This window comes from Paracoccus aminovorans (assembly GCF_001546115.1).
Taxonomy (GTDB): Bacteria; Pseudomonadota; Alphaproteobacteria; order Rhodobacterales; family Rhodobacteraceae; genus Paracoccus; species Paracoccus aminovorans_B.
Genome location: NZ_KQ955208.1, coordinates 534,265 through 553,861 on the forward strand (window position 1 = coordinate 534,265; position 19,597 = coordinate 553,861).

General features: G+C 69.2%; 18 protein-coding genes and 1 pseudogene. 9 read left to right on the forward strand and 10 right to left on the reverse strand.

Annotated elements, in window-relative coordinates:
* Positions 1-5 precede the first annotated feature (5 nt).
* Positions 6-953 (forward strand): nucleoside hydrolase, encoded by a 948-nt coding sequence (locus tag ASV56_RS02765; RefSeq protein WP_062560696.1) that lies wholly within the window; start codon positions 6-8, stop codon positions 951-953.
* 194 nt (positions 954-1,147) lie between these two features.
* On the opposite strand, the gene ASV56_RS02770 is transcribed toward ASV56_RS02765, so the two are convergent.
* The 8 genes from ASV56_RS02770 to pyrH form a co-directional block, all read right to left on the reverse strand.
* Positions 1,148-1,831, reverse strand: coding sequence for an OmpH/Skp family outer membrane protein (locus ASV56_RS02770; RefSeq protein WP_062560697.1), 684 nt, complete (start codon positions 1,829-1,831; stop codon positions 1,148-1,150).
* Positions 1,831-4,167 carry an outer membrane protein assembly factor BamA gene (gene bamA / locus ASV56_RS02775; protein WP_062560698.1) on the reverse strand — a complete coding sequence of 779 codons (2,337 nt, stop codon included), beginning with the start codon at positions 4,165-4,167 and terminating at the stop codon, positions 1,831-1,833. Before bamA ends, ASV56_RS02770 begins: the two co-directional genes overlap by 1 nt.
* A 103-nt stretch (positions 4,168-4,270) precedes the next feature.
* Positions 4,271-5,596, reverse strand: coding sequence for an RIP metalloprotease RseP (rseP, locus tag ASV56_RS02780; RefSeq protein ID WP_062560699.1), 1,326 nt, complete (start codon positions 5,594-5,596; stop codon positions 4,271-4,273).
* Positions 5,593-6,765: a 1-deoxy-D-xylulose-5-phosphate reductoisomerase gene (dxr, locus tag ASV56_RS02785; protein WP_062560700.1), complete on the reverse strand. Its 1,173-nt coding sequence runs from the start codon at positions 6,763-6,765 to the stop codon at positions 5,593-5,595. Before dxr ends, rseP begins: the two co-directional genes overlap by 4 nt.
* 4 nt (positions 6,766-6,769) lie before the next feature.
* On the reverse strand, positions 6,770-7,624 hold the full coding sequence (locus ASV56_RS02790) for a phosphatidate cytidylyltransferase (RefSeq protein WP_062560701.1): 855 nt from the start codon (positions 7,622-7,624) through the stop codon (positions 6,770-6,772).
* Positions 7,621-8,355, reverse strand: coding sequence for a polyprenyl diphosphate synthase (gene uppS / locus ASV56_RS02795; RefSeq protein WP_062560702.1), 735 nt, complete (start codon positions 8,353-8,355; stop codon positions 7,621-7,623). The genes ASV56_RS02790 and uppS overlap by 4 nt, the downstream gene beginning before the upstream one ends.
* 5 nt (positions 8,356-8,360) lie before the next feature.
* Complete coding sequence (frr, locus tag ASV56_RS02800) at positions 8,361-8,924, reverse strand: ribosome recycling factor (protein ID WP_062560703.1); 564 nt, start codon at positions 8,922-8,924, stop codon at positions 8,361-8,363.
* 80 nt (positions 8,925-9,004) lie between these two features.
* Positions 9,005-9,739 (reverse strand): UMP kinase, encoded by a 735-nt coding sequence (gene pyrH / locus ASV56_RS02805; protein ID WP_062560704.1) that lies wholly within the window; start codon positions 9,737-9,739, stop codon positions 9,005-9,007.
* A gap of 84 nt (positions 9,740-9,823) precedes the next feature.
* Between pyrH and miaA the strand changes: the two genes are divergently transcribed.
* From miaA to ASV56_RS25015, 3 genes and pseudogenes are all read left to right on the forward strand, one after another.
* Positions 9,824-10,717: a tRNA (adenosine(37)-N6)-dimethylallyltransferase MiaA gene (miaA, locus tag ASV56_RS02810; RefSeq protein ID WP_062560705.1), complete on the forward strand. Its 894-nt coding sequence runs from the start codon at positions 9,824-9,826 to the stop codon at positions 10,715-10,717.
* A gap of 188 nt (positions 10,718-10,905) precedes the next feature.
* Positions 10,906-11,895 carry a helix-turn-helix domain-containing protein gene (locus ASV56_RS02815; protein ID WP_253879836.1) on the forward strand — a complete coding sequence of 330 codons (990 nt, stop codon included), beginning with the start codon at positions 10,906-10,908 and terminating at the stop codon, positions 11,893-11,895.
* Between the two features lie 302 nt (positions 11,896-12,197).
* Positions 12,198-12,551: pseudogene (locus ASV56_RS25015) on the forward strand (integrase core domain-containing protein); the annotation flags it as partial.
* Positions 12,552-12,779: 228 nt separating this feature from the next.
* Here ASV56_RS25015 and ASV56_RS02820 read toward each other — a convergent pair.
* Together ASV56_RS02820 and ASV56_RS02825 are read right to left on the reverse strand one after the other, a co-directional pair.
* Positions 12,780-13,568: an RlmE family RNA methyltransferase gene (locus ASV56_RS02820; protein ID WP_062560707.1), complete on the reverse strand. Its 789-nt coding sequence runs from the start codon at positions 13,566-13,568 to the stop codon at positions 12,780-12,782.
* Position 13,569: 1 nt separating this feature from the next.
* Positions 13,570-14,694 carry a Ppx/GppA phosphatase family protein gene (locus ASV56_RS02825; protein WP_062560708.1) on the reverse strand — a complete coding sequence of 375 codons (1,125 nt, stop codon included), beginning with the start codon at positions 14,692-14,694 and terminating at the stop codon, positions 13,570-13,572.
* 84 nt (positions 14,695-14,778) lie between these two features.
* Between ASV56_RS02825 and ASV56_RS02830 the strand changes: the two genes are divergently transcribed.
* The 5 genes from ASV56_RS02830 (at position 14,779) to ASV56_RS02850 (ending at position 19,522) form a co-directional block, all read left to right on the forward strand.
* The gene (locus ASV56_RS02830; protein WP_017997838.1) at positions 14,779-14,964 is read left to right on the forward strand and encodes a hypothetical protein; all 186 of its coding nucleotides are present in this window, start codon (positions 14,779-14,781) and stop codon (positions 14,962-14,964) included.
* The gene (locus ASV56_RS02835) at positions 14,964-16,145 is read left to right on the forward strand and encodes a vWA domain-containing protein (protein WP_062560709.1); all 1,182 of its coding nucleotides are present in this window, start codon (positions 14,964-14,966) and stop codon (positions 16,143-16,145) included. The genes ASV56_RS02830 and ASV56_RS02835 overlap by 1 nt, the downstream gene beginning before the upstream one ends.
* An 87-nt stretch (positions 16,146-16,232) precedes the next feature.
* The gene (locus ASV56_RS02840) at positions 16,233-16,916 is read left to right on the forward strand and encodes a M48 family metallopeptidase (protein ID WP_062560710.1); all 684 of its coding nucleotides are present in this window, start codon (positions 16,233-16,235) and stop codon (positions 16,914-16,916) included.
* Positions 16,917-16,955: 39 nt separating this feature from the next.
* A complete protein-coding gene (locus ASV56_RS02845) occupies positions 16,956-18,179 on the forward strand; it encodes a hypothetical protein (protein WP_253879838.1) in 1,224 nt (407 codons plus the stop codon).
* Positions 18,176-19,522, forward strand: a complete 1,347-nt coding sequence (locus tag ASV56_RS02850; protein ID WP_062560711.1) for a cytochrome P450 — start codon at positions 18,176-18,178, stop codon at positions 19,520-19,522. The genes ASV56_RS02845 and ASV56_RS02850 overlap by 4 nt, the downstream gene beginning before the upstream one ends.
* Positions 19,523-19,597: the final 75 nt, after the last annotated feature.

Consider the following 19,597-nt stretch of genomic DNA (forward strand, 5'->3'; position numbering starts at 1 on the left):
GACGCATGGCCCGCAAGATCATCATCGACACCGACCCGGGCCAGGACGACGCCGTCGCCATCCTGCTGGCGCTGGCCAGCCCCGAGATCGAGGTGCTGGGCCTGACGGCGGTGGCCGGCAACGTGCCGCTGCATCATACCCAGCGCAATGCCCTCGTGCTCTGCGAGCTGGCCGGCCGGCCCGACCTGCCGGTCTACGCCGGGGCCGAGGCGCCGCTGTCGCGCCCGCTGGTCACGGCCGAGCATGTGCATGGCAAGACCGGCCTCGATGGCGTCACCCTGCCCGACCCGAAGAAGGCACTGGCCCCCGGCCATGCCGTCGATTTCCTGATCGAGACGCTGCGCCGCGAGCCCGCCGGCACGGTGACGCTGGTGCCGATCGGGCCGCTGACGAATATCGCCATGGCCTTCCAGCGCGCGCCCGACATCATCCCGCGCGTGCAGGAGATCGTGCTGATGGGCGGCGCCTATTTCGAGGTCGGCAACATCACCCCCACCGCCGAATTCAACATCTATGTCGACCCCGAGGCCGCCAGCCTGGTCTTTGGCGCCGGCGCGCCGCTGACGGTGATGCCGCTCGACGTGACGCACAAGGCGCTGACCAGCCGGCCCTGGGTCGAGCAGATGCGCGCCATGGGCCGTATCGGCCAGGCCATCGCCAGCTGGACCGATTTCTTCGAACGCTACGACCGCGAGAAATACGGCAGCGAGGGCGCGCCGCTGCACGACCCCTGCACCATCGCCTGGCTCTTGGCGCCGCAGCTGTTCTCGGGCCGGTTCATCAATGTCGAGATCGAGACCCGGGGCGAATTCACCTTGGGCATGACCGTCGCCGACTGGTGGCGGGTCAGCGGCCGCACGCCGAACGCCACCTTCATCCGCGACGTCGATGTGAAGGGCCTGTTCGAACTGCTGACCCGGCGCATCGGCGAGCTGGACCGCCGGCTGGGCTGATCGGGGCCCCTGCCTCTGAAGAATGCCTGCATCACTGTCCGTCGCCGCATCCAGGTCGATCCCGCTGCCGCCGGCTCCAGCTTGGCCGTCAGCAGGACGGCCCTGAAGCAAACCGCGATGGCCAACCCATGGGTCGAGGCGGCGGGTCACGGTGCCATATGCAGCATGAAAGTCATGCCGCCGCGGCTGTGGACCTAGTCGGCCGGCGCGGATTCGGGTGCGGCTTCGGACGGCTCGGCCGGCTCTTGCGGCTCGGGCAGGTTCGGGCCCTGTTGCAGCGGGCCGGCGCCGATCTCGCTGTCGATGCGCTGGATCAGCGCCTCGGTCACGTCGATGGATTGCGCCGCAACCAGGATCGCGCGCTTGTCCAGCACCGCGACCGCGCCACGCTCGCGCATCAGCGCGGCCAGCACCGGCAGCATCGCCCGGGAAAACGCATAATATTCGTCGGCAGCGCGCTTGTTCAGCTCATCCGCCGCGGCCTCGCGCTGGCGGCGCACCTCGACCGCGCGCTTGTCGAATGCCTCGGCCTGCTTGCGGAATTCGTCGGCGGGCATGGTCTGGCGCAGCAGGGTCAGCGACTGCTCCTCGGCGGCGAACTGGTTGGCCAGCCGGTCGTTCTCGGCCGCTATTTCCTGGCCGCGCTGTTCCAGTTCCGCCTTGACGCGCTGGCCCCATTTCGTGCCGGCGTAAAGCGCCTCCTGGTCCAGCGTTATCACCGGCAGCACGCCCTCGCCCCGGGGCTCGGGCGCATCCACGACCAGCGGCGCGGCCGAGGGGCCGCCGGCCAGCGGCGCCGCCGTCTGCGCCAGCGCGGCCGGCGGGCCGGCCAGCAGGACGGCCAGCCCGAGCAGCGCGACCTGACGCCCTGCCCGCATCAGAACTTGGTCGAGATGGTCAGGTCGAAGGCCTGTTCCTCGTCGTAATCCTCTTTCTTCAACGCCTTGGCGAAGTTGAAGCGCAGGGGACCGATCGGCGTGGTCCAGAACAGCGAGGCCCCGACCGAGGCGCGGATATGCATGCCGTCATCGACCGGCGTGTCGAAGGCGCCGATCTTGTTGTCCAGCCCCCAGACCGAGCCGGCATCGGCAAACAGGCCGCCCTTGATGCCATATTCCTCGGGCAGGCCCAGCGGGAATTGCAGTTCCGTGCGCAGCGCCCAGAAATAGTTGCCCCCCAGCGCGTCCTCGTTCGGCGCGGCCAGGTCGCGCGGACCCATGCCGTTCGGCTCGAAGCCGCGGATCTTGCCGTTGCCGGTATAGCGGTTCAGGAAGCGGCTGTTCTGGTCGCCCAGCATATGCACGGCGCCGGCCTCGAATTCGGCCAGCATGGTCACGCTTTCGCGCCAGGCCCGGCTTTCGATCCCGGCGTAAAGCGAGCTGGTGACCGATTTCACGTCGCCGCCGACGCCGGCGAAGTCCTGGCTGAAGCGCAGCCGATAGCTGGTCAGCGGGTCCAGTCCGGCAACGCGGCTGTCATAGCTGTAGGTATAGCCAAGCGCCGAGGTGAAGAAGCCGCCCTGCTCGTTGTAGAGGATCGGCGAGGAGCCGGTATCCTCGCCGGTCTCGGGGTCCACGCCATACAGTTCCACGTCATAGAGCGTGTCCTTGCTGAGCTTGTAGCGCAGCTCCAGCCGGCCGTTTTCCGAAATCGGGAATTCCATCCCGGTCTGGAAGCCGACGGTGCGGGTGTTGTATTCCGAATTCAGCCGGTCGGTAGTGTTGTACCAGGTCTGGAAGCGCGCCTTCAGGTCGCGGCCCAGGAAATAGGGCTCGACGAAGGTGAAGCCCGAGCTTTTCGTGCCCGAGCCGGTGGCGAAGGACAGGTCCACCTGCTGGCCGCGGCCCAGGAAGTTCTTTTCCGACAGCGAGGCGTTGAAGCCCACGCCGGTCGAGACGCCGTAGCTGACGCCGAAGTTCAGGCTGCCGGTCGGCTGTTCCTCGACGTTCACGTCGACGATGACCTGCTCGGGCGAGGTGCCCTGCCGGCTTTCGGCCTGCACGTCCGAGAAATATCCCAGCGCCCGCAGCCGTTCGGCCGAGTTGCGGATCTCGCGCGGGTTGAAGGGGTCGCCCTCGACCGTGGCGAATTGCCGGCGGATCACCTCGTCCAGCGTCGTGGTATTGCCCTCGATGTCGATGCGCTCGACGAAGACGCGCTGGCCGCGGGTCAGGGCAAAGGTCAGGTCCAGGGTCTGGTTGCGCTCGTTGCGGGTGATGCGCGGCTCGATATTGACGAAGTCGAGCCCCTTGCGCAGCGCCAGCGCCTCCATGCGGCGGATGGTGGTGTCGATGATGGTCGGGTTGTAGACCGCGCCGCGCTTGACCCGGTTCTGCGCCGCGAATTCGCCGGCATCGACGCCGGGGATCTCGCTCACCGTGTTCACGGTGCCGAAGGTATAGCGCGGGCCTTCCTGGATCTGGAAGGTGATGTAGAAGGCGTCGCGTTCGCGGGCCAGCTCCGGCGCCACCGCCTGGACCTTGAAATCGGCATAGCCGCGCGAGCGATAGAAATCGGTCAGCAGCTTTTCATCGACCGGCAGCCGGTCGGGCGCGAAGGTGTCGCGCTTGATGAAGGTGCGCAGGACGCCGGCCTGCTTGGTCTGCAAGACGTTGCGCAGCCGGCGGTCGGAAAAGGCGCGGTTGCCGACGAAGCCGATGCGCTCGATCTCGGTCACCTTGCCCTCGGCCACTTCGAAGACCAGGTCGACCTGGTTGCTGCCGCGGCGGATGATGCGCGGGTCGACGCGGGCGGCCAGCCGCCCTTCCGAGGCATAGACCTGGCTGATGGCGGCGGCATCGGCCTCGGCCTGGGCCGGGGAATAGACGCGGCGGGCCTTGGACTTGACGATCTCGGCCAGGTTCTCGTCCTTGAGGCGCTTGTTGCCCTCGAAGGAGATGACGTTGATCGTCGGATATTCGGCGACGCGCACCACCAGCGTGCCGCCCGAGGGCACCAGCTCGACCTTTTCGAACAGGCCCGAATTCTGCAGCCGCTGCATGGCGTCGTTCAGCGCGCCGCCCGAGACGTCCTGGCCGCGCGGCAGATCCAGATAGGACAGGATCGTCGCCGGTTCGATCCTCTGGTTGCCCTCGATGCGGACATTGCTGAAGACATAGGCCGAGGCGGCGCTTGCCACCAGGCCGACGGGCGCGGCCACAGCCAGCGCCGAGATCAGCGCCAGCGCGCCCTTGCCGAGTTTCCTGTCCGTCATCGCCGCCCCTCGCGCGTAATGCATGGCCCGGCGGGTTGGCCCCACCGGATTTGTTCCGATGGATACAGCGAAGCGGGCGGGACTGTCAAAAGCCCATGCCGGCTCAGGGGCAGAAAAGATCGTTGCTGAGGCCGAAAACCATCAGCGACAGCACCGCGGCCATGCCGAGCGCCGACAGGATGTCGATCACCCGGGCCGAGGGCCGGCGCCGCGCCACCGCCTCGTAAAGGTAGAACATCAGGTGTCCGCCATCCAGGACCGGCACCGGCAAGAGGTTCAGGAAGCCGATCGCCGCCGACAGCACGGCGATCCACCAGATGAAATTGCCGCCCCCGGCCGAGGCCGCCTGCCCGGTCGTCTCGGCGATGGAAATCGCCCCGCCCAGGTTGCAGCTGCCGATCTGGCCGGTGACCATGGCCCACAGCCCCGAGACCGACGAGGCGATGATGTCCCAGGTCCGCGCCGCGCCCAGGGCCAGCGATTCCAGCGGACCGGCCGAACGGATCGCCGGGTCGAAATAGCTGCCGCCGCCCTGAACGCCGATCATCCAGCGCCGTTCGTAGCCGGCTTCGGTCCGCAGGTCCTGTTCGCGCGGGATCAGCGTATAGTCGGCCTCGCCCTCGCCCTCGCGCCAGACGCGCAGCACCACCGGCTTGCCGGCCGCGGCCGCGACATGGCCGCGCAATTCGTCGAAGCGCCGCACGGGCTGGCCGTCCACCGCCAGGATCACGTCGCCGGGCTGCAGCCCCGCCGCGACCGCCGGGCTGCGCGGCGCGACGCCGCCGACCAGCGGCGGCACCGGGTCGGGTCCGGGCACGGTGATCTCGGCACCCTCGCGCAGCACGGTCCAGTCATGGCTCGGCCGCGCCGGCAGGCTTTCGGCCAGCAGGCCGAGGTCGCGCCAGCTGGCGACCGGCCGGCCGTCCACCGCCAGGATGCGGTCGCCGGGTTGCAGCTGCATCGTCACGCCCGGCGGCACCGGATGCAGCTTGCCGACCTGCACCTGATCGACGGGCAGGCCCTGCCAGATCGCCATGCCGGCAAAGACCAGGATCGACAGGATGAAGTTGAACACCGGCCCCGCCGCGACGGTGGCGAAGCGCGCACAGAGCGGCGCCCCGTTCAGGCTTTGCCGGGCGCGTTCGGGCGCGACCGCGACCGAACCGGCGCTGGCGGCATCGGCATCGCCCAGGAAACGCACATAGCCGCCCAGCGGAATCGCCGCCACCTGCCACAGCGTGCCGCGCCGGTCGCGGCGCGCGCACAGCCGCGGGCCGAAACCCAGCGAGAACACCTCGGCCCGGATGCCGCAAAGCCGGCCGATGATATAATGGCCGTATTCATGCACCGTGACGATGATCGACAGCGCCAGGACAAAGGCGGCGGCGGTCCACAGGAACCCGCCCAGCATCTCGACGGCCGCGCTCATGCCGCGCCCCGGCCTTGCGCGGCGGCCCGGCGGCCGAAACCGTCCCAGGCCAGCACGGCGTCCAGATCGCCGGGACTTTGCGCGAATCCGGCCTCGCGCGCCGCCTGCTCCAGCGCCCGCTCGACCGCCGGGGCCATGTCGGTGAAGCGGATATGGCCTGCGATGAAATCGTCGAGCGCCTGCTCCTTGGCGGCGTTCAGCACCGCGCCGGCGGCACCGCCGGCCTGCATCGCCTCGCGCGCCAGGCGCAGGGCGGGCCAGCGCGCCTCGTCCGGCGCGGCGAAGCTCAGGCTGCCGAGCGCGGCGAGGTCCAGTTTCGGCACCGGCAGTTCGGCGCGCGCCGGCCAGTTCAGCGCATAGCCGATGGCATGGCGCATGTCGGGCGCGCCCAGATGCGCGATGCTGCCGCCGTCGCGATGCGTGACCATGGCATGGATGATCGACTGCGGATGCACCAGCACGCGGATCCGCTCGGACCCGAGGCCGAAGAATTCATGCGCCTCGATGACCTCCAGCGCCTTGTTGAACATGCTGGCGCTGTCGATGGTGATGCGCTGGCCCATGGCCCAGTTCGGATGCCGGCTGGCCTCGGCCACGCTGGCCTGGGCCAGGCGCTCCAGCGGCCAGTCGCGGAAGGCGCCGCCCGAGGCGGTGATGGTCACATGCTCGACGCTTTCGAGGTCTTCGCCCTGAAGCGCCTGGAAAATCGCGGAATGTTCGGAATCGACCGGCAGGATGCGGGCGCCGGTGCGGCGGGCGCGACCCATGACCAGCGGCCCGGCGGCGACCAGGGTCTCCTTGTTCGCCAGCGCCAGCGTGCCGCCCCGGTTCAGCACCGCGAGCCCCGGCGGCAGGCCGGCGGCGCCGACGATGGCCGAAAGCGTCCAGTCCGCCGGCCGCGCCGCGGCCTCGGCGACGGCCTCGGCCCCCGCCGCGCAGGCGATGCCGCTGCCGGCCAGCAATGCGCGCAGCTCGGCCAGCTTTTCCGGCCAGGCGGTCACCGCGATCTCGGCCCGCAGGGCGCGCGCCATCTCGGCCAGCCGCGCGACATTGGCGCCGCCGGTCAGGGCGACGGTGCGGAACGCCTGTGCGCCGCCCGCCCGCATCAACAGGTCGAATGCGCTTTCGCCGACCGATCCGGTCGCGCCCAGCACGGATACGCTGCGCATGATCTCAGCCTCCGATCACCGGCAGAAGGTTCGCCATCAGCAGGGCCAGCGCCAGCAGCAGCGCCCCGGACATGGCGTCGAAACGGTCCATCGCCCCGCCATGGCCGGGGATCAGGTCGGAACTGTCCTTGGCGCCGACCCGGCGCTTGAGCCAGCTTTCGGCAATATCGCCGAATTGCCCGGCCAGCGCCAGCAGCGGCCCGACGATCACGATGGGCCAGCCGGCCAGGCCGGACATCCACAGCGCCCCCGCCAGCACCAGCGCACCGACCCAGCCGGCGATGGTGCCGCTCCAGGTCTTCTTCGGGCTGATCGCCGGCCAGAACCGCGCGCCGCCCAGCTTGCGCCCGACGAAATAGCCCAGCACGTCCGAGGCGACCACCGTGCCCACGATCCAGAACAGCGTCGGCAGGCCCATCGCCTCGCGGATCACCACCAGGCCGTAGCCGGCCCCGAGGATCGCCAGCGTGAACAGCAGATAGGCCGGGCGCTCGTGCTCATGCGTGCCGTGCCAGCCGGCGGCCATCGGCACCAGCGCCAGCGCCATCGGCCAGTCGCCCGGCAGCACCAGCATGGCCAGCATCACCAGCCCGGACAGCACGCCGATCAGCACCGGATGGCGCGGGCTGTGAAACTCGGGGTGGCGCCAGCCGGTCAGCCGGGCCAGTTCCCACATCATAAGCCCGGTCACCGCCGCGACGCCAAAGCGCAGCCACAGCCCCGAGGACAGCAGCAGCACCAGCCCCAGCACCACCAGGACGGCACCCGAGATCAGCCGTGGCCGCAGATCCGCCCATTTGTCGCGGCCGCGTTGCAGCGCGCCCCGCAGCCGGTCGCGCTTTGAGCCCTCGCCGGTCATGCGCCGCCGAAGCGCCGCTCGCGCAACCCGAAACGGTCGAGGATCTCGGCCAGGTGCTCGGGCGTGAAATCGGGCCACAGCACCTTGGTGAATTCATATTCGGAATAGGCCGCCTGGAAGGGCAGGAAATTCGAGGTCCGCGTCTCGCCCGAGGTGCGGATCACCAGGTCGGGGTCGGGATGGCCGGCGGTGTCCAGGCAATCGGCCAGGTCGGCCTCGGCCGGCTCGGCGATCTCGCCCCGGGCCATGCGCTGGGCCAACCGCGCGGCCGCCCGCACCAGCTCGTCCCGGCCGCCGTAATTGATCGCCACGGTCAGGTTCAGCCGGGTATTGCCGGCGGTGCGCGCCTCGATCCCGGCCATCAGCCGTTGCAGCTTGGGGTCCAGCCGCTCGCGCCCGCCGATGAAGCGCATGCGCACGCCCTCGGCCGCCAGCCCGTCGGCCTCGCGCTCGATATAGCGGGCGAAGATGCCCATCAGGCCCAGCACTTCCTCGGTCGAGCGCTTCCAGTTCTCGGTCGAGAAGGCATAGACCGTCAGCCAATTCACCCCCATGTCGGGACAGGCGCGCACGATCTGCTTGACGCGCTCGGCGCCGCGCCGGTGGCCGACAAGCCGCGGCCAGCCCTTGTTCTTGGCCCAGCGGCCGTTGCCATCCATGATGATGGCGACGTGACGGGGGCGCTGCTCCCCGCCGCCGGTATTGCTCAGGCTGGCTGCGGTTTCGGCCATCCGGGTCAGACCTGCATGATTTCGGCTTGCTTGCTCTCAAGCGCCTGATCGACCGCGGCGATCATCTTGTCGGTCAGCTCCTGCACGGCCGATTCCCAGAACTTCTGGTCGTCCTCGGACATGCCCGAGCCCTTGGCCTTCTTGATCTGGTCCATGCCGTCGCGGCGCACGTTGCGGATGGCGACGCGGGCATGCTCGGCATATTGCGCGGCGACGCGGGTCAGGTCGCGGCGGCGCTCCTCGTTCAACTCGGGGATCGGCAGCATGATGATGGTGCCGTTGAGCTGCGGGTTGATGCCCAGGCCGGAATCGCGGATCGCCTTTTCGGCCTTGTTGACCAGCGCCTTGTCCCAGATGTTGATCGTCACCATGCGCGGCTCGGGCACGTTCACGGTGCCGATCTGGTTGATCGGCGTGGGCGAGCCATAGGCATCGACCATGATCGGCTCGACCATGCTGGCCGAGGCGCGGCCGGTGCGCAGCGAGGCGAATTCATGGCGCAGCGAATCCATCGCGCCCTTCATGCGGCGTTCCAGGTCGTCGGTGTCGATCTCGATCTCGTCGGACATGTAGGGTCATGGCCTCTGTGCTGTGGTTTTCAGCGTTCTTAGCCGAGCCGGGCCGGCATGGCAAAGCCTATGCGGGCATTTTAACCATGCACCCGCGTATAAGTGCCGCTTCCGGCGAGAATCCCCCGGAACCCGCCCGGCTCGTCCAGCGAAAAGACGATGATCGGCAGGTCGTTGTCCCGCGCCAGCGCGATGGCCGAGGCGTCCATGACACCCAGGTGCTTCTGCAGCACCTCGTCATAGGTCACGTCGTCATAGCGTTTCGCGTCGGGGAATTTCTTCGGGTCCTTGTCATAGACGCCGTCGACCTTGGTGCCCTTGAAGATCGCCTCGCAGTTCATCTCGTTGGCGCGCAGCGTTGCCGCCGTGTCGGTGGTGAAATACGGGTTGCCGGTGCCGGCGGCGAAGATGCAGACGCGCTTCTTTTCCAGGTGGCGCACGGCGCGGCGGCGGATATAGGGCTCGGCCACCTCGTCCATGCGGATCGCCGAGATGACGCGGGTGTGGATCTTTTCCGCCTCCAGCGCCGCCTGCATCGCCAGCGCGTTCATCACCGTCGCCAGCATGCCCATGTAGTCGGCGGTCGCCCGCTCCATGCCCTGGGCGCTGCCCTGCAGCCCGCGGAAGATGTTGCCGCCGCCGATGACCATGCAGATCTCGACCCCCATGTCATGGACCGAGCGGACCTCTTGCGCGATGCGGGCGACGGTCGGGGGATGCAGGCCGTAGCCCTGGTCGCCCATCAGCGCCTCTCCCGAAATCTTCAGCATGACGCGAGAGTATTTTCCGGGATTCTGGAGGGCGCTGTCCGACATGGTTCTACCTTTTCGCGGCGGTTTCATTGCCGCGCAAAATGTCGCAAACAGGGGCCATGTTCAACAGCCCGCTTTCCCTCCCGCATGGATAGTCTGATCGCCACGCTGGATCCCGCCCGCCACGTGCTGATCGCCGGCCCGACGGCCAGCGGCAAATCCGCGCTGGCGCTGCGCGTCGCCGAGGCGCAGGGCGGCACCGTGGTCAATGCCGATGCCTTGCAGGTCTGGTCCTGCTGGCGGGTGCTGACCGCCCGGCCCGGTCCCGAGGACGAGGCGCGCGCGCCGCATGCGCTTTACGGCCATGTCGCGCCCGGCCGGGACTATTCGGTGGGCGTCTGGCTCTCCGAGGTCGCGGCCCTGCCCGGCCGGCTGATCGTGACCGGCGGCACCGGGCTTTACATGCATGCGCTGACGGCCGGGCTGGCCGCGATCCCGCCGACCCCGCCGCAGATCCGCGCCCGCGCCGATGCGCTGAACCGCAGCCCCGAGGGCCTGGCCCGGATGATCGCCGATCTGGACGCGGCCACGCGGGCACGCATCGACCTAAGGAACCCGGTGCGGGTGCAGCGCGCCTGGGAGGTGCTGCAGGCGACCGGCCGCGGCATCTCGGCCTGGCAGGACGAGACCCCGCCGCCGCTGATCCCGCCCGGGCGCGCGCATCGGCTGGTCCTGCAGGCCGATCGCGACTGGCTTGCGGACCGCATCGAGCGGCGCTTTCGCCAGATGCTGACGCAGGGCGCGCTGGACGAGGTGCGGGCCATGCTGCCGCGCTGGGATCCGGCGGCGCTTTGGGCCAAGGCCATCGGCGCGCCGGAACTGGTCGCGCATCTGCAAGGCCGCTGCAGTCTGGACGAGGCCACCGCGCAGGCGATCATCGCCACGCGACAATATGCCAAGGCGCAGCGCAGCTTCTTTCGCGGCCGGTTGCGCGACTGGCAGCCGGTCCCGATCGGACCGCGATCCGTCACGGAAATGTGACATATTGAACAATTCGCAACCGCAGGCTGAATAAACTCTTCAGGAACCCTGGTCCGAAGTTTACGTTATCTTCATGGATTTGCTGGAAACCATGCCAGATGAACGAAGCTATTCGCGCCTTTGTCAATTTTGATTCGGATCCCGGCACACAACGGCTACGGGCAGCCGGCATCAGTGCGCCGGGGATTATGGACCCGGCCGCCACCGACCCGCGCCTGCCGCAGGCCGAGGCAACGGCCACCCCCGCCGACGACAAGCCGGTTTCGGTGCTGGCGCCGGTGATCGCCGCCCCGTCCGGGCCAGCCGAGGCCGCTCCGCCGCGGGCCCGGATGCTGCCGCGCGGCCGTCCGGGCGACGGGCTGCGGCTGCTGCCGCTCTCGGGGTTCCACTGGGGCGGGCCGGTGCGGAGCCGCCAGACGCCGCCCAGCCCGCGCGTGCGCGGCGACCATGTGCTGATCCGCCCTGTCGCCGGCGCGGTCAGCATCGAATTTCCGCGCCAGGCCCATGTCCTGACCGCCGGCCGCATCGCCTTCATCCCGGCCGGCACCGCCTTTTCCCTGAAGCCGCCGCCCGATGTCCAGGGCCAGGTGCTGCTGATCCCGCCCGCCTGGGTCGGCGCGCAACCGCTGCCCAAGGCGTTTCGCAGCGGCTGGCCGGCGTCCGAGGACGCGGCGCTCATCGACCCCGCCATCCTGGCGCTGGCCGAGGGCGCGGCCCGCGATCCCGGCGGCAATGGCGCCACGCCCTATCAGCTGGGCCTGATCGCGGTGGCGCTGTCGCGGCTCGAGGATCGTCAGGGCCATGCCGACCCGCGCCGCGACAGCCTCGCCGGGGCGCGGCCGCTGACCGAGCGGTTCCTGGCGCTTGCCGGCTGCGACATGGCGGCCAATCGCACCATCGCCGAAATGGCGCGGGCCCTGGGCTGTTCGCTGGCGCAACTCGACCGCGCCTGCCGGCAAAGCCGGGGGCGTAGCGCGCTGGAGCTGCTCTACGACCTGCGGCTGCAACTGGCGACCGAGGCGCTGCGCGGCAGCACCCGCCCCATTCCCGAGATTGCCGAGGCATTGGGCTATGCCGGGCTCGGCCATTTCATGCGCGCCTTCCTGGCCGCCACCGGACGCACGCCCGAAGGCTATCGCGCCCTGATGCGCGGCGCGCCGCCGGCGCAGGAGGGCTGACCGCGCACCGGTTGCCCGACTCGTCAGCGCGCGGCGTCGCCGCCACGCCCAAGCCGGGCCCGACAGTCCCGCGACGTCATCTTCACCGCCCGACGGCGAAATCTCTGTGCGACAGGCCGCTTCTCGGAGAACCCCTTAGCCGCTCAATGCGCGGCGTGAACGCCAGCACCGGGCAGATCTCGGCATCCGCCCTGCACCACCTGCATCCCAGCCGCGAAAGCCCTGTCTCACGCCAAGCGTCTCGGCGGAACCAACCCGCCCGCCCGACGCCAAGCGAGTGCCTTCCCCGGGGGCCAAGTTTCGAATCCGCCGCCGCACCGACAGCCTGGGAATTCCTGCAGGGTATGCTCGAAGCCGTGCCCTACCGGGTCCATACCATTCTCACCGATAACGGAATCAGTTCGCAGAGCAGCCTCGAAACCGGACACCATCTCTTCCCGGTCGACGCGCTTCGGGATCGAGCATAGGCTGACCAAGCCCAATCACCCGTGGACCAATGCCCACGTCGAACGCATGAACCGCACCATCAAGGAGGGTGAAGCGGATCAGAAACGATCGGGGGATCGTTTTCCCGCTGAACGTCAAGCGCTTCCATTACGATAGCCACGTCCAGTTGCAAACGCACCTCGCCGACTGTGGTGGCATACAACTTCGCGGGTAGCCCGGCGGTCTCACCCCTTTACGAATACCCGTCGGCGCACTCGAAGCGGAACTGGCAGAATCCGCTGACGGGAAGAAGGCCTTCGCCGGTTCTTCCGGCCCACCTGCTGGCTGAGTGCCGGGACGGGGCCGGATGACTCGACCGGCCTGCTCCGCCGCTGCCGCATGCCGACCACGGCCTCCCATCCCACGACGAGCGTCTCGGGGAAGCCCAACCTGCCCGCTCAACGCGCGGCGTCGCCGTCCTCGGGCCACACCTCGGCAGTGCGCTCCTCATCGCCCGCATCCCGGCCGCGGAATCCCTGCGCCACGACGAATTTCTCGGAGGAATCCGACCGGCTGGCCGGCGGCTTCACATTCGCCACCTTGCGGAAATTGCGCTTCAGCATCGCCTGCATCTCGTTTTCCGCGCCCCCCGCCAGCACCTTGGCGACGAAGGTGCCGCCCGGTTCCAGCACGTCGAACGCGAGCTGCGCCGCCGCCTCGACCAGCGCCACGATGCGCAGATGGTCGGTGCCCTTGTGCCCCGACGAGGCCGCCGCCATGTCCGACATCACCACGTCGGCGTTGCCGCCCAGCCAGGCCTTGACCTGTTCGTCCGCACCTTCGGACAGGAAATCCAGCTGGTGGATCTCGGCCCCGGCGATGGGATCGACTTCCTGCAGGTCCACGCCCAGCACCGTGCCGACTTTCTTGCCGGATTTCTCGCCCAAGGCATTCACCCGCGCCACGGCGACCTGGCACCAGCCGCCGGGCGCGCAGCCCAGGTCGACTACCCGCGCCCCAGGGACAAGGAAATGATACTTGTCGTCCAGTTCCAGGATCTTGAAGGCGGCGCGGCCGCGATAGCCCTCGCGTTTCGCCCGCGCGACATAGGGGTCGTTCAGCTGCCGCTCCAGCCACAGCGTGCTCGACAGCTTGCGCCCCTTGGCGGTCTTGACCCGCACCCGCAGGTCGCGCTGGCCGCGCCCCGAGCTTTTCTTCGTGCCGCCCGGCTTCTTGTCGTCGCTCATCTCACGCTACCCCGTTCATTCCATCCGGGGCCAGCACCCCGTCCTTGACCATCTGCGCATAAAGCAGCCCCTCGCGCAGGCCGCGATCCGCCACCGACAGCCGTGTCGTCGGCCAGACCCGCATCAGCGTCTGCAGGATCGCAGCGCCCGACATGATCAGCGCATGCCGCTCGCGCCCGATGCGCGGATCGGCGCGCCGGCCCTCGGGGCCCAGCGACAGATAGTCGCGGATCACCCGGTCGATCTGGGTCGAGGTCATGGTCAGCCCGTCCACCTTGGTCCGGTCATAGCGGCGCAGGCCCAGGTGGCTGGCCGCCACCGTGGTCACGGTGCCCGAGGTGCCGATGACCTGGAAACTGTCCTGCAAGCCGCCGGTCAGCGAGTAAGGCGCGAAATCCGACAGCATCTCCTCAAAATGCCAGGACATCAGCGCGAAACGGCCCTGGTCGTCCTCGACATCCTCGAACTGGTCGCGCAGCGTGGCCACGCCCAGCGGCACCGAGATCCAGTCCACCACCCGCGCGCCGCCGGGCTGCGGATCGCGAAAGCCGTCCGCCAGCCGCATGATGGCGCGCGAGCGCTCCTTGGGGTCCACGTCCTCGAGGTCGATCCAGACCAGCTCGGTCGAGCCGCCGCCGATGTCGACGACCAGCAATTGCTCGGTGCGCTGGCTGACCAGAGGCGCACAGGAGATCACCGCCAGCCGCGCCTCCTCCTCGGCGTCGATGATCTCGACCGGCAGGCCGGTCTCGCGCCGGATCATGCGCAGGAAGTCACGGCTGTTTCGCGCGCGGCGACAGGCCTCGGTCGCGACCAGCCGCATATGCACGACCTTATGCGCCTCGAGCTTGCGCCGGCACACCTGCAAGGCATGCACCGTCCGCGCCATGGAAGGACGCGACAGCCTGCCTGATGCCTCGAGGCCATGGCCCAGCTGGACCGGCTTCGAGAAACTGTCGACCACCTGGAACTGGCTGCCCGCGGGGCGGGCAATCAGCATCCGGCAGCTGTTGGTGCCAAGATCCAAGGCCGCATAAAGCGGCCCGTCCTCGGCCGGGCGGGTGGCGAAAGGCTCGACCGTTTTTCTCGGGAACGCGTCCGCACCCGCAGGACGCCTGGGCGCCATCGTCACGCCCTCCGAATAGTAAGTTGCAACAAAACTAACCCGCCCCCCGCCCGCGTTCAAGGGGTGCCCCTCGACAGGGGCGCCGTGCGGGGCTATGCCGGCCCCATGATCGTGATCGCCGCATTCATCCTTGGCGCAGCGATCGGCTGGATCCGCGCCGCGAAAGCCGGCGGCGGCACGGCCGACAAGCTGCAATATGCCGCCGCCCATGGCCTGGCGCTGACCGTGGCCGGGCTGTTCCTGACCGTGCTGCTCAGCCGGATGGGCTGATGTTCCGGCCCTTCCTCGACAGCCTGCGCCGGCACGGGGTTCCGGTCAGCTTGCGGGAATACCTGGACCTGCTGGCCGGGCTGAAGGCAGGGCTGTCGGACTGGTCGCCCGAGGGCTTCTATCACCTGGCCCGCGCCACGCTGGTCAAGAACGAACGCCACATCGACCGATTCGACCGCGCCTTTGCCGAAGCCTTCGCCGGGCTCGACGAGATCCCCATCGAATCGCTGGTCGATCAGGTCGAGATCCCCCGCGAATGGCTGGAGAAGCTCGCCGAGAAGCTGCTGACGCCCGAGGAACGCGCCGCCATCGAGGGCCCGGGCAGTTTCGACGAGCTGATGAAGCGGCTGCGCGAGCGCCTGGCCGAGCAGCAGGGTCGGCACCAGGGCGGCAGCAAGTGGATCGGCACCGCCGGCACCTCGCCCTTCGGCGCCTATGGCTACAACCCCGAGGGCGTGCGCATCGGCCAGGCCGAAAGCCGCCACCGCCGCGCCGCCAAGGTCTGGGACAAGCGCGAATTCCGCGATTTCGACGATACGGTGGAACTCGGCACCCGCAACATCAAGGTGGCGCTGAAGCGGCTGCGGCAATGGGCCCGCCACGGCGCCCTGGAAGAGCTGGACCTGCCCGGCACCATCCGCGCCAGCGCCGAGCACGGCTATATCGACGTGCAGACCCGGCCCGAGCGGCACAATGCGGTGAAGGTGCTGTTGTTCCTCGACGCCGGCGGCAGCATGGACGATCATTCCCGGCTGGTGGACGAGCTGTTCTCGGCCGCCCGCGCCGAGTTCAAGCACCTGGAGCATTTCTATTTCCACAACTGCGTCTACGAGGCGCTGTGGAAGGACAACCGCCGCCGCTGGACCGAGACCACGCCGACCTGGGAGGTGCTGAACCGCTTCGGCCGCGACTACAAGGCGATCTTCGTCGGCGATGCCTCGATGTCGCCCTATGAGATCGCCGTGCCCGGCGGCGCCAACGAGCACTGGAACCCCGAATCGGGCGAGACCTGGCTCAGGCGGCTGCGCGAGACCTGGCCCGACCATGTCTGGCTGAACCCGGTGCCGCGCGCGCATTGGGGCCATACCCGTTCCATCGCCATGGTCCGCGAGATCTTCTACGACCGCATGCAGCCCCTGACACTCGAGGGGCTGACCCAGGCCATGCGCCTGCTCGGCTAGACGCGCCATCATGCCGGCGCCTGGCCAGCCGCCGGCGCGACGACACCCTGGCTTGGCGAACCGCCAAAGCGGGCCCATATTGGGGCCATGCTGCGCTATACCCCGATCCTGCTGATCATCCTTTACATGGCCGCGATGTGGTTCTTTTCCATGTGGCGGCTCAAGGCCGAGCTCAACACCCGCTCGACCCCGCTGACGCATCCGCGCCTGACGCCGATGCTGGAACGGCTGGGCCGCGCCATGAACCTGCCGCCGATCCGCGCCCATGTCTACGAGGTGGCGCCGGTGAACGGCATGGCGGTGCCGGACGGGCGCATCTTTCTGACCCGCGGTTTCCTCGACAAGCTGGACGAAGGCCGCGTGACCGAGGCCGAGCTCGCCTCGGTGATCGCGCATGAGCTGGGCCATGTCTCGCTGGGTCATTCCCGGCGCCGGATGATCGACTTCGCCGGCCAGAACGCCATCCGCATGGCGCTGGCGGGCGTGCTGGGGCGCTTCCTGCCCGGCATCGGCGGCTGGATCGCCAACCTGGTCGCCGCAGCCGTTGCGGCCCGGCTGTCGCGCCAGGACGAATTCGAGGCCGACGCCTTTGCCAGCGCCCTGATGGTCAAGGCAGGCCTGGGCACCGACCCGCAGAAAAGCCTGTTTCGCAAGCTGGACCGGCTCGCCGGCGGCCGCGGCACGGCACCGGCCTGGCTGCTGTCGCACCCCCCGACCGCCGCCCGCATCGCCGCCATCGAGAAGCTGGAGCGCCGCTGGGGCGTGGCCTGACTTGCCGCCTCGCGACTTGTCCGCTCGCCCGGATGGGTTATGCTGCACCGGCAAAACAACCGCCGTGACATGACCCGCCCCTTTCGCCGCCGCGTCCTCTATATCCCCGGCTATGACCCGATCCCGCCGCGCCGCTACCGCGAGCTTTACAAGCGCGAGGGGGCCGAGCAGGCGCGGATCTCGGGCTACGGGCTGGAATTCGGCCCACGCCGCGACCGCAAGGGCTTCGGCTGGGGCGTCAGCGGCGACTTCGACGGCGCGCGGGCCGAGGCCGAGTTCGAGGTGCTGGTCTGGGCCGACATCGTGCAGGGCTCGATGGGGCAAAGCATCGCCGCGACCTATGGCCAGCTTTGCCGCACCGCCTGGGCCTATATCGGCTCGGGGGCGCTGTTCCGGCTGATGCGCCTGCGCCGCGGTCCGGTGATCGCGGCGCTCTACCCGGTGGTGGTGCTGCTGGCGCAACTGGCCGTGGCGCTGCTGGTCGGCGCGGGCCTGGGCTGGGTCGTCGGCCGGCTGACCGGCCTGGCCTGGCTGGCGCTGCCGGTCACGCTGGCGGTGGCCTGGGCCGGGCTGCACCTGTGGCGGCGGCTCGACGGCAAGATCTTTGCCTGGTACCTGATGCACGACTATGCCTTTACCGCCCAAGGCGGCGGCGGCTATCCCCCGGCGCTCGAGGCGCGGTTGACGCAATTCGCCGACCGCATCGCCGAGGTGCTGGCGGATGATTGGGACGAGGTGCTGGTCGTCGGCCACAGCTCCGGCGCCTATCTGGGGGTCTCGGTGCTCTCGGACCTGATCCGCTCGGGCCGGGTGCCGGCTGGGGCGCGGCTCTCCTACCTGTCGCTGGGCCATGTCGTGCCGATGGCCGCTTTCCTGCCACGCGCGAACCGGCTGCGGGCGGATCTCGCCTATCTCTCGGCGCGAGAGGAGCTCGAATGGGTCGATGTGACGGCCCCGGGCGACGCCTGCTGCTTCGGGCTCTGCGACCCGGTCGCGGTCTCGGGGGTCGAGCCGCCGGGCCGCCGCCAGCCGCTGGTGCTCTCGGCCGCCTTCACCCAGACGCTCACGCCGGAAAAGCGCCGCAGCCTGCGCGGGCGCTGGTTCCGGCTGCATTTCCAGTATCTCTGCGCCTTCGACCGCCCCGGCGACTACGATTATTTCGCCATCACCGCCGGGCCGCTGCCGCTTGGCGCGCGCTTCGCCGGCCGCGACCATTCGCCGGGCCGCATCGCCCGGCCGGTCAACCGGTTCACCGCGACATGATCCCGCCGAAACCCGCCTCGCGCCCGGGCAAGCCCTCGCTCTGGCGCTTCCTGCGCGATTTCCGCCAGGACATCCTCTCGGCGCAGTCCGACCGGCTTTATCGCGCCTGGATGGCCGAATTCCGCGCGCCCTTCATCCGCAGCTTCACCTGCAACGACCCCAGGCTGATCGACCTGATCCTGAAGCAGCGGCCGATGGATTTCCCGAAATCGCCGCGCATGGCGGCCGGGCTGCAACCGCTCTTGGGCAATTCCAGCTTCATCTCGAACGGCGCGACCTGGCAGCACCAGCGCCGCATCATCGACCAGGCCTTCGAGGGCGGCCGGCTGCGCGAATCCTTCGCCGCCATGTGGGACGCGGCGCAATCCGGCGTGGCCCGGCTGGCACCGCTGGCCGACGGCGCGGATCTGGACATCGAGCCGCTGACCAGCCACATCGCCGCCGACGTGATCTTCCGCACCCTGTTCTCGATCCCGATCGAGGACCGCATCGCCGCCGGCGTGTTCCAGTCCTTCCGCGAGCATCAGGACGCGCAGCCGATGGTGAACCTGGGCGGTCTGCTGCCGCTGCCGCGCTGGGCGCGGCTGCACAGCCGCCGCACCCGCACCAGCGCCCGCCGCATCCGCGACCTGATCCGGCAGCTGGTGGCGGAGCGCGCGGCGCTGATCGCCCAAGGCCAGGCACCCGCCGATCTCGCGACCCGGATCATGACCACGACCGATCCCCAGACCGGCGCGGTCTTCACCGCCGCCGAGATGGTCGACGAGGTCGCAACCTTCTTCCTGGCCGGGCACGAAACCGGCGCCTCGGCGCTGGCCTGGGCGCTCTACCTGCTGGCCGAGCATCCCGACTGGCAGGACCGGCTGGCCGAGGAAGCCCGCCGCAACCTCATCCCCGATTTCGCCGCCATCAAGGCGCTGCCGCTGTCCCGCGCCGTGTTCCGCGAGGCGCTGCGGCTTTATCCCCCGGTCGCCATGACGGTGCGGCAATGCGCCCATGCCGAGACCCTGCGCGACCGCAAGGCCGCCAAGGGCGCGCAGCTGGTCCTGTCGCCCTGGCATCTGCATCGCCACGAGCGGCTGTGGGACAATCCCGACGGCTTCGACCCCGACCGCTGGCAGACCGAGAACGGCAAGGCCTGCATGCGCGACGCCTATATTCCCTTCTCGGCCGGCGCCCGCGCCTGCCCCGGCGCCGGCTTCGCCATGATCGAGGGGCCGCTGCTCCTCTCGACCCTGGTCCTCGCCTACCGGCTGGAACCCGGACCCGAAAGGCCCGTCCCGATCATGCGCCTGACGCTGCGGGGCAAGAACGGCATCCACCTGCGCCTGTCGAAGCGTTGAATGGGTATTTGAAGAACGAAGAAGACCAAGGCGCAGCGCCCGGCTTCTTTGCTCTGCAAATACCCGAATCCAAGC